Below are 13,184 nucleotides of genomic sequence, written 5' to 3'. Positions count from 1 at the left end.
AAATCCAACGGATTCGACGTCGCCCAGCTCTTCATCTCATCCGACCACGAAAACGGCACCGGAGCGGGCATACTCGTCTTCGCCGTCTGCGCCGCCGCCGACTGCTGATACGTCACCTCCGACGCCAGCTGCATGTTTTTCGAGTTGCCGTCCGCCCAGTCGCGCGTGCCGGCGAAGAAGTTCCGCGCGGAATCCGCGGCATTGCCCTGCCACTCGCTCTGCGATCGGTTGATCCCGTCGTTCAGCGTCGTGGCGATCTGGGCGAGCGTGCTGGCCATCACGTGGTATCCGTTGGACATCTCGCCGATCTGCCCCGCATTGAGGCCGTTGTCGACGTAACCCTGCAACTCGGGGTGGGGGACGGCCTTGTAGTTGGTGTTCGACGCGGGCAGGCCTTCCACGTACTGGGTCTCGGCGGTTGTCGACTGTGCGATGGTCTGCTGGCCATACTGGTCGGCCTGCTGCTTCGCCTCAGTCCGCGCTTTGAGTTCCGCCATCAGCCGCGACCAGCCCGTTTTGTCCGCCACCTGGGCATCGGCGGTGTCCCGCAGGTAGTTGGCCCGGTCCTCGGGAGACATGGACTCCGTGACGTACCGCCGCTGCTCGGCATCCGGCATCGCCGCGATGTCCTGCGCCGTCTTGTGCCCGTCACCATAAGTCTTCGGCGGCTGCGGAGCAGTCATCCTCGTCATCCCCCTACCCTCGGGAAGCGCTCTCTATACCTAAGCCTAGCGACGATCAAGCGGTCTTGTGACCGTTTCACCACAAACCGGCGGTGGATTGCGACAAACCACGTCCCACCGCGCCCCACCGCTGCTACCGTCGAGCCGGGCCAAGAGTGGGAGGGCAGTCATGGCGATCAACGACCCCAGTGCTGACACGACCTCTGCGGTACTCACCGCAGGTGGTTTCGGCGGCGTCGCCGCCGCCATCAATTTCGTCAATGAAGCGGTCCAGGCCGGCATGAACGAGAAGGCCATGGAGCAGGCGAAACAGGCCGCCAAGGGTCTCGGAGATGCTGCCACTGCGGGTCAGATCCGCATCACCCCCGAGGGCTTCGACATCCTCATGAAGACCCTCGACCAGTGCGATGATCACCTACGGGATCTCCAATTCAACGTCCATGCCGTAGTTCAGGCACCGCAACTGGGGAGCAGTCCGTATGCGCAGACGGTGGCCGCCCATGTTCAGAAGGGCGGCGCGGGGCCGGACCAGTCCGCTGAGATGATGGTTAGGCAACTCGGCCCGGTCTTCGATGCGATCCGGGATGCGCTGAACAAGGCTAAGCAGGCGTACGAGGACAACGAGCACGCTAACCTGCGGAAGCTCAAATAACCACAGGTCACACGGAGGATACGGGTGCGCTCAGTAGCCCTCAGCACGATCGTCGCAGCCGCTGCTTTGACTGCGGTCGCTTGCAGTAGCACTCAGTCTGGGCAGCCTTTGCCTATGAACGGTCAAACGCCCACGTCCAGTGCGAGACCGTCATCGACAGGCACCGCCGCTACCGGAAGCAAGCTGAGCGGGCTCAACGCTTGCGCCCTCCTCGCTGACGGCGAAGCGCAACAAATCGTGCCTGGTGCAGGAATCCACGTGGACCAAGGCGAACTTGGTGGGATTGGTACCAGTAACTGCCGGTGGAGTAAATCTGTTACGAATGGTCAGGGTGGTGTCACTTTTGGCCTCACTGTGCGTCCGGCGCAGAGCGTCAAGGATGTGGTTGTGCAGTCGGGTGGGCAGTTGTCGAGTACGACTTCTACCGGGGGGCGTCAAGTCGCTTTGGTGAAGAATAACGGAGCTGGTATATCTTGCTTCGCTGCCATTGCGGTTGGTTCCGGTCGTGTCGACATCGACGTCACGACCGTTCGTGGTGCCACTGCCGAAGATATGTGTGCCATCGTGAGCAAGATCGATGATGTCGTCGAGCCGAGGTTGCCGACTTCGTGATCGATCCATTTCGGGTGATGAAAGATTCAGTTCCTGAATTTGGTTTGGAAAATAGTCAAATCTCCCGATCAGTGCACCGATAAAAGGGGATCGTTTCTCTGTTAAGCATCGCAATTTTCACTCAATCGGCCTGTGTGTCGAGATTATGCGTTGGCTTATTTTCGCCAAGACCCGTGATGGCCTGAACAGGACCTGGTGACCCACAGGTCGCATGGAGGACACGGATGCGCTCAGCAGCCCTCAGCACAATCATCGCAGCCACTTCTCTGACTGCGGTTGCTTGTAGCAGCACCCATACCGGACCACCTTCACCCGTCAGCAGTCAAGCCACTTCGTCCAGCGCAGGCCCGTCATCGACCGCCGCTGCCACGGGCAAGCTGACCGGGCTTAACGCCTGCACCCTTCTCGCCGACAATGAAACGCAACAAATCGCCTCCGGTGCCGGAGCTCATTTAGATGAAGGAGAACTTGGCGGCGCAGGAACAAGTAAGTGTCAATGGAGCAAGTCTGAAATAGGCGGTCGGGGCGGGGTCACGTTCAGCGTTGTGGTGCGTCCGGCGCAGAGCATAAATGATGTGGTCGTGAAGTCGAGTGGGCGTTTGTCGAATACGACCAGTACGGGTGGCCGCGCGGTTGCTCTTGTGAAGGGCAATGAGGGTGAGGGCTCCTGTCTGGCCGCCGTTGCTGTCGGTTCCGGGCGCATCGATATCAACGCGGTGACCAACCACGGCACGAACGAGCAGATGTGTTCGGTTGTGAGCAAGATCGACGACTTCGTCGAACCGCGGTTGCCGTCGTGATGAGCGATCCCTCCGCGAGACGCGGCTCGGATCCGGACTTCCGCCCGGGGCTGCTGGACATCCACACCGGGCTTGCGTTGGCGGGCGAGGCAATGCCGGCGCTGAGCAGAGGCGATATCGCTGCTTCCCGCGAACACATTGCCCGAGCCCGCCACTATTCCTCGTGCGCCCTCACCGTCCTCAAGGGGCAAGGCTGAACGCGCACCTCAGGTGCGGTCGCGGCCGGCGAAAAGGCTTCCTGCCTTGCGGATCACGCTGCGGGGCAGCAGGCCGCCGACGGCGACCACGATCTTGTACTGCAGGCTGGGGATGGAGATGACCTTGCCGCGGCGCAGGTCGGTGAGCGCGTCGGCGACCACGCGGTCCGCGCTGAGCCAGAAGGCCTTCGGGCCCGGCTTTTCCAGCCCGGCTCGTTCGTGGAACTCCGTTTCCGTGAAGCCGGGACACAGCGCCATCATCCGCACTCCGGGCGGCAGCGCGGCCGCGATGCCTTCGGTGAAGGAGGTGACCCAGTTCTTGCTGGCGGTGTAGGTGGAGCCCCGGCCGGAGAAGAACCCGGCGACACTGGAGACGTTGATGATGTCCCCGTGTCCGCGTTCGATCATGCCGGGCACGGCGGCCCGGGTCAGCCGAAGCACGGCCGTCACGTTCACGTCGAGCTGGCGTTGCAGCTCCTCCGGCGACGAGGTCCAGAACTCGCCCGCCAGGCCGAGACCGGCGTTGTTGACCAGCATGTCGACCGGTTCCGCGGCGAGGTGGTCCTCCACCAGTGCGCGGCCCTCGGCGGTGGCGAGGTCGGCGTCCAGCACCCTCGTGTCGATGCCGAACCGCCGGGACAGCTCGGCGGCCTGGGCTTCCAGCCGCGCCTTGTCGCGCGCGACGAGGACGAGGTGGTGGCCCTCGCGGGCGAGCCGACGGGCGAAGGCGGCGCCGATTCCGGCGCTCGCCCCGGTGATCAGTGCGGTGCTCATGCCTGGCTCTGCGGCTGCGATTCGGCGGCGGTCTTCTGGTCCTCGGTCTTGTCCTCCGCGGTCTTGTCTTCCGCGGCCACGCCCCCGGGCACGGCGGGCGGCTGCCAGGTCGAGGCGGTCTCCTCGTCGAACGGGTCGACGATGTCGGCGATCTCGCCGAGGTCCCGCAGCAGGCGCTCCAGCCGCGACGGCCCCGCCTGCGGGGCGGCGCTGGCCAGCACCCACTCGCCCTCCAGCCACGCCACGCCGACGTCGCCCCCGAGGCCGTCCGCGGCGTCCACCAGCTCCTGCGTGATGACGCGGCGGGCGCCCTCCGAGTCGTCGGCGAAGGCGTAGCGCTGGCCCACCGGGCCGAGTAGTTCGGGCATATCCGCGCGCTGGAAGGGCACGCTCGCCAGCCACAGTTCCACGAGCACCTGGTGCACGCGGTTGCAGCGCACCGCGACCACGATCGCGGGGATCTGCCCGTCGGCCTCGATGTCGAACACGAAGACCGGCCGCCTGCCGTCGGAGGTGAAGGTCGACCCCGCGACGACGTTGACCGCCGATTCCGCGCCGAAGTAGCCGATCGCACCGCCGGACCACTGCTTGGCCAGCCGCTCGTCCTCCTCGACGAACTGCCATCCGCGCAGGTCGGCCCAGCGCATTCGCTCGCGGTTGCGCGAGCCCTCCCTGGTGCGGTCCGCCGCGAGCAGCAGCAAGGCGGCCACCAGGGCGACGGCGGCGATCACGAACCAGACCCACGCTGGAATACCCACGTGGTCAGGGTATCGTCACGGGCCGCCGATCCAAGATCAGCGGCCCGTGTCGCCGTCAACTCTTCGAATTGGTTTACGCGCGCGCGACGGTGAGCGTGTCTCCCGCCTCGAGCGCCGGGACGTCGACCCGCACGGTGTCACCGTCGCGGACCTCACCGGCCAGCAGCTTGCGGGCCAGCTGGTCCCCGATCGCCGACTGCACCAGCCGCCGCAGCGGGCGCGCGCCGTAGATCGGGTCGAACCCGTTGAGCGCGAGCCATTCGCGGGCACCCGGCGTGACGTCCAGGGTGAGCCGCCGCTGCGCCAGTCGCTGGGCGAGCCGGTCGATCTGGATGTCCACGATCGAGGTCAGCTGCTCGGTGTCGAGCGAGTGGAAGACCACGATGTCGTCGAGCCGGTTGAGGAACTCCGGCTTGAAGTGCGTGCGCACCACCGACAGCACCGCGTCCTTGCGCTGCTGCTCGTCGAGCGTCGCGTCCGCGATGGCCTGCGAACCGAGGTTCGAGGTCAGCACCAGGATGGTGTTGCGGAAGTCGACCGTGCGGCCCTGACCGTCGGTCAGCCGCCCGTCGTCGAGCACCTGCAGCAGCACGTCGAACACGTCCGGATGAGCCTTTTCGACCTCGTCGAGCAGCACCACCGAGTACGGGCGGCGCCGCACGGCCTCGGTCAGCTGGCCGCCCTGGTCGTAGCCGACGTACCCGGGGGGAGCACCGACCAGGCGGGCCACCGAGTGCTTCTCGCTGTACTCGCTCATGTCGATCCGGGTCATCGCCCGCTCGTCGTCGAACAGGAACTCCGCCAGCGCCTTGGCCAGTTCGGTCTTGCCGACGCCGGTCGGGCCGAGGAACAGGAACGAACCGGTCGGCCGGTCGGGGTCGGCGACGCCTGCCCGCGTGCGGCGCACCGCGTCCGAGACCGCAGCGACGGCCTCCTTCTGCCCGACGACGCGCTGGCCGAGCTCCTCCTCCATCCGCAGCAGCTTGCCGGTTTCGCCCTCCAGCAGACGGCCCGCCGGGATGCCGGTCCACGCGCTGACCACGTCGGCGACGTCGTCCGCGCCGACCTCCTCCTTGAGCATCACGTCGCCGGACGAGCTGGCCGCGGTGTTCTGCTGTGCCGCTTCGAGTTCCTTCTCCAGCGCCGGGATGCGGCCGTAGCGCAGCTCCGCCGCACGGCCGAGGTCGGCGTCGCGCTCGGCCCGGTCGGCCTCGCCGCGCAGCTGCTCCAGCTGCTCCTTGAAGTCACGGACCTTCTCGATGGAGCCCTTCTCGTTCTGCCAGCGTGCCGTCAGCGCCGAAAGCGTTTCCCGCTTCTCGGCCAGTTCGGCGCGCAGGGCGGCGAGCCGCTCCTTCGACGCGGGGTCCTCTTCCTTGGCCAGCGCCATTTCCTCGATCTCCAGGCGCCGCACGGCGCGCTCGACCTCGTCGATCTCGACGGGCCGGGAGTCGATTTCCATGCGCAGGCGGGACGCGGACTCGTCGACCAGGTCGATCGCCTTGTCGGGCAGGAAGCGGGCGGTGATGTAGCGGTCGGACAGCGTCGCCGCGGCCACCAGCGCGGCGTCGGTGATCCGGACACCGTGGTGGACCTCGTAGCGTTCCTTGAGGCCGCGCAGGATGCCGATGGTGTCCTCCACCGACGGCTCGCCCACCAGCACCTGCTGGAAGCGCCGCTCCAGCGCCGCGTCCTTTTCGATGTGCTGGCGGTACTCGTCGAGCGTGGTGGCGCCGACCATGCGCAGCTCGCCGCGCGCGAGCATCGGCTTGATCATGTTGCCCGCGTCCATGGCGCCCTCGCCGGTCGCGCCCGCGCCGACGATGGTGTGCAGCTCGTCGATGAAGGTGATGACCTGCCCGGCGGAGTCGGTGATCTCCTTCAGCACGGCCTTGAGCCGCTCTTCGAACTCACCGCGGTACTTCGCGCCCGCCACCATCGAACCGAGGTCCAGTGCGACGACGCGCTTGCCGCGCAGGGATTCGGGCACGTCGCCGGCGACGATCCGCTGGGCGAGGCCCTCCACGATGGCCGTCTTGCCCACGCCGGGTTCGCCGATCAGCACCGGGTTGTTCTTGGTGCGGCGCGAAAGCACCTGCACCACACGCCGGATTTCGGTGTCGCGCCCGATGACCGGGTCGAGCTCGCCCTTGCGGGCCCGCTCGGTCAGGTCGACGCCGTACTTCTCCAGCGCCTTGAACGTGCCCTCCGGGTCGGGGCTGGTGATCCGGGCGGAGCCGCGCACCTTGGTGAACGCCTCGCGCAGCGCATCGGGGTTGGCCCCGTGCCGTCGCAGCAGGTCGGCGACCGCGCCGCCCTCGGCCGCGAGACCGACCATCAGGTGCTCGGTGGAGACGTACTCGTCACCCAGCTCCGTCGCCAGCTTCTGGGCGTAGGTCAGCGACTTGAGCGCGTAGTTGTCGAACTGCGGGGTGGACACCGTCGCTCCGGTGGCCGAGGGCAGCCCGTTGATGATGGGCTCGAGTTCCTTGTGCACCTGGGCGGGGTCGGCGCCCACCGCGGTCAGCAGTGGCCCGGCGATCCCGTCGCTCTGCGCCAGCATGGCACCCAGCAGGTGCGCCGGTGCGATGCTCGGGTTGCCCGCCACGGTCGCCGCCTGCGCCGCCGACGAGATCGCCTGCTGGGTCTTCGTCGTCGGGTTGAAAGCGTCCATCCCACACTCCATGTCCAAAGTCAGCCTGGTGACAGCCTCCCTCACCGGCCGTCGCCATGCATAACGTCAGAAAAGTTGAGTCTGTTCCGCTCAAGTCTGACTCAGGCCAGTAAGCTGTCGGCGAACCAGTCTCCGGCATCCCGGACCCCGGGGAGAGTGAAGAAATACCCTCCGCCGTAGGGCTGGATGTAATCGGTCAGCGGCTCCCCGGCCAGCCGGGTCTGCACCGCGGCGAACTGCCGGTCCACGTCCTGCTGGTAGCAGGCGAAGATCAGGCCCACGTCGAGGTTGCCGTTCGCGGCCAGCCCGAGGTCGTAGTTGTAGCCACGGCGGAGGATCCGGCTCGCCGCCGTGTCCGGCGTGCGGGGGTTGGCCAGGCGGATGTGCGAAGTCAGCGGGATCGCCTTGCCCTCGGGGTCGGCGGCGTAGTCCGGCGCATCGCCCTCGTTCGCGCCGTCCAGCGGCGCACCGCTGTCCCGCTTGCGCCCGAACATGTTCTCCTGCTCGGTGATCGACACCCGGTCCCAGAACTCGACCAGCATCCGGATGAACCGCACCACCTGGTACGAGCCGCCGGTCGCCCAGTCCGGTTCACCCGCACCGGGCGCCACCCAGACCACGTTGTCCGCCTCGGCGGGGTTGGCGATGCCGTCCTTGAACCCCATCAGGTTGCGGGGCGTGCCGGACGGGCGCGGCGGGGAATGGAAACCGTTCATGCGGTAGCGCGCCTGCATCGCGCCCCGGGTGTGCTTGGCGATGTCGCGCAGCGCGTGCTGCACCGTGTCGGGGTTGTGCGCGCACAACTGCAGCATGAGGTCCCCGTGGCACCAGCGCGGCTCCAGCGTGTCGTCGGGGAAGGTCGGCATCGGCCTGAGCTTCGCGGGTTTTCGCGAGGCGAGGCCGAAGCGGTCGTCGAACAGCGACGAACCGACCGACACGGTGATCGTGAGTCCGTCGGCGGGTACGTCCGGGCCGAGCACGGCGCTGTCGGACGGCGGAGAGCCGACCCCGAGGTCGTCCGGAGTGCCGCCCGCCGTGAGGAAGCGAGCCCGCTCGGTCAGTGTGCGGAACAACCGCACCAGGCCCGCGCGGTCGCCCGCCGTGACGTCGAACGCGGCGAACGCCGCGGCGCTCTGCTGCGGGGTGAACACCCCCGCCTGGTGCGCTCCGTGGAACTCGTAGCGCTGGGCGGTCGAGGCCGGTGCCTTGGCCCGCTCGTCCGCGTAGGCACCCGCGGCGACGAGACCGCCGGCCAGTGCGCTGCCCGCCACCCCGGCGCCGGTGCCCTGCAGGAATCTGCGCCTGCTGAGTTCCATCAGCCCTCCCTGATTTCGAGCAGGTCCGGGACCACCGACAGCGTTTCCAGCACTTCGCCGATCGCCGCGTCGACCCGCTGGCGCTGGGCGAGCGGGGCGGTCTCCGGGCTCGACGTGGTCGCGGCCAGTGCCTGTTCGAGCGTGGTCAGCTGGGCTTGGGCGGTACCGACGAGCTGGGGCCGCCGCGCGGTGAGCAGCGGGGCGAGCTCGTCCAGCACGACCCGGGTGGCACCGGCGTCGGCGAGCGTCTCCCGATACCCGGTGCCCGCGCCCTGGTCGGACTGGCCGGTCAGCTTGTCGCGCAAGGAGTCCTCGAGGATTTCGTGCGCCCTCTTGGGCAGTTCGGACAGGTCCGTCGTGACCGATCGCAGTTGGCCGCGCAGGGTGGCGAGGTCCTGGGCCAGGCGGTCCGCCACGGGCATCAGCGCGGGCGGGGTCTCCCCGTGCCAGAGGCCGTGTTCGAGGCGGCGGAGGCCGGTGAACGCGGGATCCGCGGTTCCGCCCGGCAGCCCGTCGGGCAGCCCGTCGATCGCCTTGGCCAGACCGCCGAAACTGCCGTAGGCTGCCCCGACGCGCTCCCAGGTGAGCTGGGCATCGGTCCAGGCCGCCCTGGCGGCGCCGGTGTCCCCGGTGGTCAGCGCGAACCGCAGCGAGTCCACCTGCCCGGCCAGCGTGGCCAGCTGTCCGGTCACGTAGGTGCGGTACTCGTCGAGCGGTCCTTCGAGATCCTGCGACGACACCGGAAGCACGGCGGGAGGGACCGGGCCGGTGGTGCCGCGCACCGCGACCGTGGCCGATTTCAGTTCCGGGATGCCCGACATCTCGCAGCGCCAGGCGTACTCGCCCGCCGGGAGGTTCGCGGGCAGCGTTCGCTCCGTTCCGGGGCCGAGCCCTTCGAGTTCGCCGATCACCCCGCCGTCGGAGCCGCGGACGAGGTAGACCTCGCCGCTGCGGCCGGACTTGTTGACGACGGTGAATTCCTGCCGCCCCGCGGACGGAGCGCTGAAGTCGGGCGCGCAGGCCGAAGCGGTGATCGTGACGCGCTCGGTGCCTCCCCGTCCGGACGGCACCACCACGGCGAACACCCCGGCGGCCAGCAGGGGGACGCCGATCGCGGCGGTGACCAGGACCCACCGGCGCTTCGCCGTCTTCGGGGTGCGTTCGGGCGCGCCTTCCCGAGCCGGAGCCGGAGCCGGTGCCGGTTTCGGGGTCGCCGCGCCGCGGAAGAACACGGTCAGCACGGCCGCGATGTAGCCGGTGTACGTGATCACCTGCAGCCACGTCATCGACGGGGAGAGGTTGGTGACGCCGCGGATGACGGTGACCCACCACGCGTCGGCGGAGACGGTGTCCGACAGGTCGAAGGCGATCCAGGTGCGCCCGGGCAGCAGGCCGGCGTCCTGGAGGTCGCCGAGGGCGTAGGCGAGCACGCCCGCGGCGATCACCACGAGCAGCACGGCGGTGCGCGAAAAGAACTTCCCCAGGTTGATCCGGATCGCGCTGCGGTAGAGGAGCCAGCACAGCAGTGCGGCGGCCCCGATGCCCACGGCGGCCCCGAGCAGCGGGGCGGTGGACTCGCCGGCGGCCTGCACCGTCGTCCACAGGAACAAGGCGGTTTCCAGGCCCTCGCGGCCGACCGCGAGAAAGGCGGTGAGAGCGAGCGCGCCCGAGCCGACCGCGAGCGCGCCGGTCACCTTCGCCGAGAGTTCGCCAGACAGGCCACGGGCGGTGCGGCGCATCCAGAACACCATCGCGGTGACCAGGCAGACGGCGACCAGGCTGAGCACGCCGCCGAAGGCGTCCTGCGCGGTACTGGACAGTTCCGCCCGAGAGAAGGTCAGCACCGCGCCGAAGCCGGCCGCGAGGGTGACCGCGGCCAGCACGCCGAGCCAGATCGGTGCCGAGGAGGTGCGGCCGTCACCGGCGCGGTGCAGAGCGGCGAGCAGGATGCTGACCACCAGCCCGCCTTCCAACCCCTCGCGAAGCCCGATCAGCAGGTTGGGGACAGCGTCGGCCCACACGCGGCACTCCTCGTCGCCGAACCAGTTGCTTGGTTAGGCTTACTTTAGCCGCGGAGCGGGGTGAAAACAGAGGTTAGCCTTGCTTTAATTACCGCGGCTCGCGCCGCATCAGGCTCATTCAGGACGAATCGCCACGGGAAAGCCGGTCCATCGCCGTGCGCAACGCCTCGTTCATCTCGGCGATGCGGCCGGTCAGCTCGGCGACCTCCGCCTCGTCCCAGCCATCGAGTGCCTTGCGAAAGAACTCGATGTGGTTCTCCCGCCACTTCTTGATTTCGGCGAGACCCTGTTCCGAGACGCGGATCAGCGCGGCGCGGCCGTCCTCGGGGGCCGGGCGCCGCTCGATCAGTCCGGCGGCGGAGAGCTGGCTGATCTGCCTGCTGACCACCGAGACGTCGACCATCTTGCGCTTGGCCAGATCGGAGGGGCGGCACTCGCCGTTCGCGGCGAGGTCGCTGAGCAGGATCGCGGCGGCCGGGTGCAGGCCGGCGTCGCGGGTCTGCCAGGCGTGGGTCACCCACGCGTGCTGCAGTTGGCCGGTGAGCCGCAGTTGCCGCATCAGTTCGAGGCCGGCGTCCTCGCTCAGGCTCATCTCGACCCTCCATTTGGTTGTCACATACAACTATACGCCAGGTAGTCGGACGATTAACGAACGACGAACGTGAGGCCCGCCACTCGACCGGGTTGTCGTTAACCACCCGGACGGAGCAATGAGGGGCACTCATCCGGGAGGGGTGACTACTCTGCGGTCGATTGCCTCTCCGCTTTCCTGGCGTGACCCGGCCGAACGGGGCGGAATATCCATGATCATTTCGGGCAGTAGCGATGCCCGCCGGCCTGCCGCTGCGTGGTTCGGGGTCGCTCTTGCGTCGTCAGTGAATAATCGAGCCGAGTAGCAGCAGGCCCCCCGGAAAAAGCCCCGAAAGACCCGTAGACCATGACCGCCGATCCCGTCAGTCCCGTCCCCCGGTCCAGCCACCGGGAGGCGCCCCCAGCCGTGACCGCGATGGTGCGGCTCATCCGGGATTCCTGGGTCAAGGCCGAGCCGTACCTACCGGAAGTGACCCAGTTCTTCTACGGGATGCTGTTCACCCTGGCCCCGGCGACCCGCGACTTCTTCCCGATCAACATGGAGGTCCAGCGCAACCGGATGGTGCGCGCGCTGGTGCACGTCGTGCAGATGGTGGACCAGCCCGAGGACCTCGTCCCCTTCCTCCGCCAACTCGGTCGCGACCACCGCAAGTTCGGCGTGGTGCCCAAGCACTACGAGGCCATCGGCACCGCGCTGCTCGCGGCGATGAAGACCCAGCTCGGGCCGGACTGGACGCCGGAGGTCGAGCGGGCCTGGGCCGAGGCGTTCACCATCGTCGCCCGGCAGATGCAGGAGGCGGCCGCCGCCGACACCAACCCGCCCAGCTGGCGGGGGCGGGTCGCCGAGCACCGCAGGCTCAGCTGGGACCTGGCCATGGTGCGCATCGAGCCGGAACAGCCGATCCCGTTCCAGGCGGGCCAGTACCTCAGCGTCGAGGTGCCGCAGCGGCCCCGGCTCTGGCGGTACCTCTCCCCGGCCAACGCACCCCGTGAGGACGGCTCGCTGGAGTTCCACATCCGCGCGGTCGACGGGGGATGGGTCTCCCGTGCGATCGTCAGTCATACCCAGCAGGGCGACACGTGGCGGTTCGGCCCGCCGCTGGGGCGTCTCTCGGTGGACCGCGAGGCCGGGCGGGACGTGCTGATGATCGCCGGTGGCACCGGGGTGGCCCCGCTGCAGGCGCTGCTCGACGAGCTCTCCCAGTGGGGGGAGAACCCCAAGGTCCGGCTGTTCTACGGCGGCCGCACCCGGGAAGACCTCTACGCGCTCGAAGGCCTGCGCATGGTGGCCTCGTGCAACCCCTGGTTCACGGTCACACCGGTGATCGAGAAGGGCCCCGCCCTCGTCGGGTGCGAGCAGGGCACCCTGGCCGACGTGGTCACCCGGCACGGCGCCTGGCCCGGGCACGAAGTGCTCGTCTCCGGCTCACCCGCGATGATCCGCGCGACCGTTTCCCGCATGCTCGTCGCCGGGACCGCGCTCGAGCAGATCCACTACGACCCGTTCACCATCGACTAGAGCATCCACTCAGGACAGCAGCGCCGCGACCGCGTCGACTACGACCTGGCGCCGGTCGGCCGTGGTTTCACGGTCCACCAGCGCGTCGAATTCCGGCACGTGGGAACTCCAGAACCCGGAAAGGTGGATGACGAGCCCGAGTAGGACGTCCGCGGGAAAGCGCCTGGGAAGGATGCCCTTCGCCTGCGCGTCGGCGACGGCCCGGACCTTCGCCTCGTTGCTGGCGAGCACCATCCGGTTCAGATCGCCGGTGCCGGCGCGTTCGAGCCGGTACCAGGTCGCGATCCGCTGTACCCACGGGCGCTGCTGGTAGGAGTCGAACAGCCGACCCGCGTATTCGGGCAGGTTGCCCGCGTCGATCGGCACCGCGTCGACGGTCTCCCGGCACATGGCGTCGAAAACCGCGTCGAACAGCCCGTCCTTGCTGCCGAAGTAGTGGTAGATCTGCGCCTTGTTGCTGCGTGCGGCGGCCGCGATCCGGTCGACGCGGCTGCCCGCGATGCCGTACGCGGCGAACTCGTCCCTCGCCGCCTCCAGGAGCCGTCGCCGGGTGGCCTCCGCGTCCCTTGTCATCTCCGCATTCTAACTAA

11 protein-coding genes and 1 pseudogene are annotated in these 13,184 nt (G+C 68.4%); 4 read left to right on the top strand and 8 right to left on the bottom strand.

The genetic code is table 11. The features are described 5' to 3' along the window. Nucleotides 1-683: pseudogene (locus FNH05_RS01580) on the bottom strand (hypothetical protein); the annotation flags it as partial. Between the two features lie 169 nt (nucleotides 684-852). Between FNH05_RS01580 and FNH05_RS01575 the strand changes: the two are divergent. The 3 genes from FNH05_RS01575 to FNH05_RS01565 all read left to right on the top strand — a co-directional run bounded on the left by FNH05_RS01575 (nucleotide 853) and on the right by FNH05_RS01565 (nucleotide 2,747). Beyond that, nucleotides 853-1,335: a hypothetical protein gene (locus FNH05_RS01575; RefSeq protein ID WP_144585130.1), complete on the top strand. Its 483-nt coding sequence runs from the start codon at nucleotides 853-855 to the stop codon at nucleotides 1,333-1,335. A 24-nt stretch (nucleotides 1,336-1,359) separates the two neighbouring features. Beyond that, complete coding sequence (locus tag FNH05_RS01570) at nucleotides 1,360-1,947, top strand: DUF3558 family protein (RefSeq protein WP_186382318.1); 588 nt, start codon at nucleotides 1,360-1,362, stop codon at nucleotides 1,945-1,947. Between the two features lie 224 nt (nucleotides 1,948-2,171). Further along, entirely contained in the window at nucleotides 2,172-2,747 is a 576-nt protein-coding gene (locus tag FNH05_RS01565; RefSeq protein ID WP_144585124.1) for a DUF3558 family protein, read from the top strand. 206 nt (nucleotides 2,748-2,953) lie between these two features. Here FNH05_RS01565 and FNH05_RS01560 read toward each other — a convergent pair whose 3' ends face one another. The 6 genes from FNH05_RS01560 to FNH05_RS01535 all read right to left on the bottom strand — a co-directional run bounded on the left by FNH05_RS01560 (nucleotide 2,954) and on the right by FNH05_RS01535 (nucleotide 11,076). Beyond that, complete coding sequence (locus tag FNH05_RS01560; protein ID WP_144585121.1) at nucleotides 2,954-3,718, bottom strand: SDR family NAD(P)-dependent oxidoreductase; 765 nt, start codon at nucleotides 3,716-3,718, stop codon at nucleotides 2,954-2,956. Beyond that, nucleotides 3,715-4,476, bottom strand: a complete 762-nt coding sequence (locus tag FNH05_RS01555) for a type III secretion system chaperone family protein (protein ID WP_144585118.1) — start codon at nucleotides 4,474-4,476, stop codon at nucleotides 3,715-3,717. The genes FNH05_RS01560 and FNH05_RS01555 overlap by 4 nt, the downstream gene beginning before the upstream one ends. 73 nt (nucleotides 4,477-4,549) lie before the next feature. Then, a complete protein-coding gene (clpB, locus tag FNH05_RS01550) occupies nucleotides 4,550-7,147 on the bottom strand; it encodes an ATP-dependent chaperone ClpB (protein ID WP_144585115.1) in 2,598 nt (865 codons plus the stop codon). Between the two features lie 101 nt (nucleotides 7,148-7,248). Next, nucleotides 7,249-8,463, bottom strand: coding sequence for an iron uptake transporter deferrochelatase/peroxidase subunit (gene efeB / locus FNH05_RS01545; protein ID WP_144585112.1), 1,215 nt, complete (start codon nucleotides 8,461-8,463; stop codon nucleotides 7,249-7,251). Beyond that, entirely contained in the window at nucleotides 8,463-10,484 is a 2,022-nt protein-coding gene (gene efeU, locus FNH05_RS39855; protein WP_342781519.1) for an iron uptake transporter permease EfeU, read from the bottom strand. The genes efeB and efeU overlap by 1 nt, the downstream gene beginning before the upstream one ends. A gap of 118 nt (nucleotides 10,485-10,602) precedes the next feature. Continuing rightward, on the bottom strand, nucleotides 10,603-11,076 hold the full coding sequence (locus FNH05_RS01535; RefSeq protein WP_144585109.1) for a MarR family winged helix-turn-helix transcriptional regulator: 474 nt from the start codon (nucleotides 11,074-11,076) through the stop codon (nucleotides 10,603-10,605). A gap of 345 nt (nucleotides 11,077-11,421) precedes the next feature. Between FNH05_RS01535 and FNH05_RS01530 the strand changes: the two genes are divergently transcribed. After that, complete coding sequence (locus FNH05_RS01530; RefSeq protein WP_186382317.1) at nucleotides 11,422-12,594, top strand: globin domain-containing protein; 1,173 nt, start codon at nucleotides 11,422-11,424, stop codon at nucleotides 12,592-12,594. 9 nt (nucleotides 12,595-12,603) lie between these two features. Here FNH05_RS01530 and FNH05_RS01525 read toward each other — a convergent pair whose 3' ends face one another. Next, a complete protein-coding gene (locus FNH05_RS01525; protein WP_144585106.1) occupies nucleotides 12,604-13,167 on the bottom strand; it encodes a TetR/AcrR family transcriptional regulator in 564 nt (187 codons plus the stop codon). Between the last annotated feature and the right edge of the window lie 17 nt (nucleotides 13,168-13,184).

Source organism: Amycolatopsis rhizosphaerae, from assembly GCF_007713715.1.
GTDB classification, from domain to species: Bacteria; Actinomycetota; Actinomycetes; order Mycobacteriales; family Pseudonocardiaceae; genus Amycolatopsis_E; species Amycolatopsis_E rhizosphaerae.
This window is presented reverse-complemented; position numbering and strand designations above follow the sequence as displayed.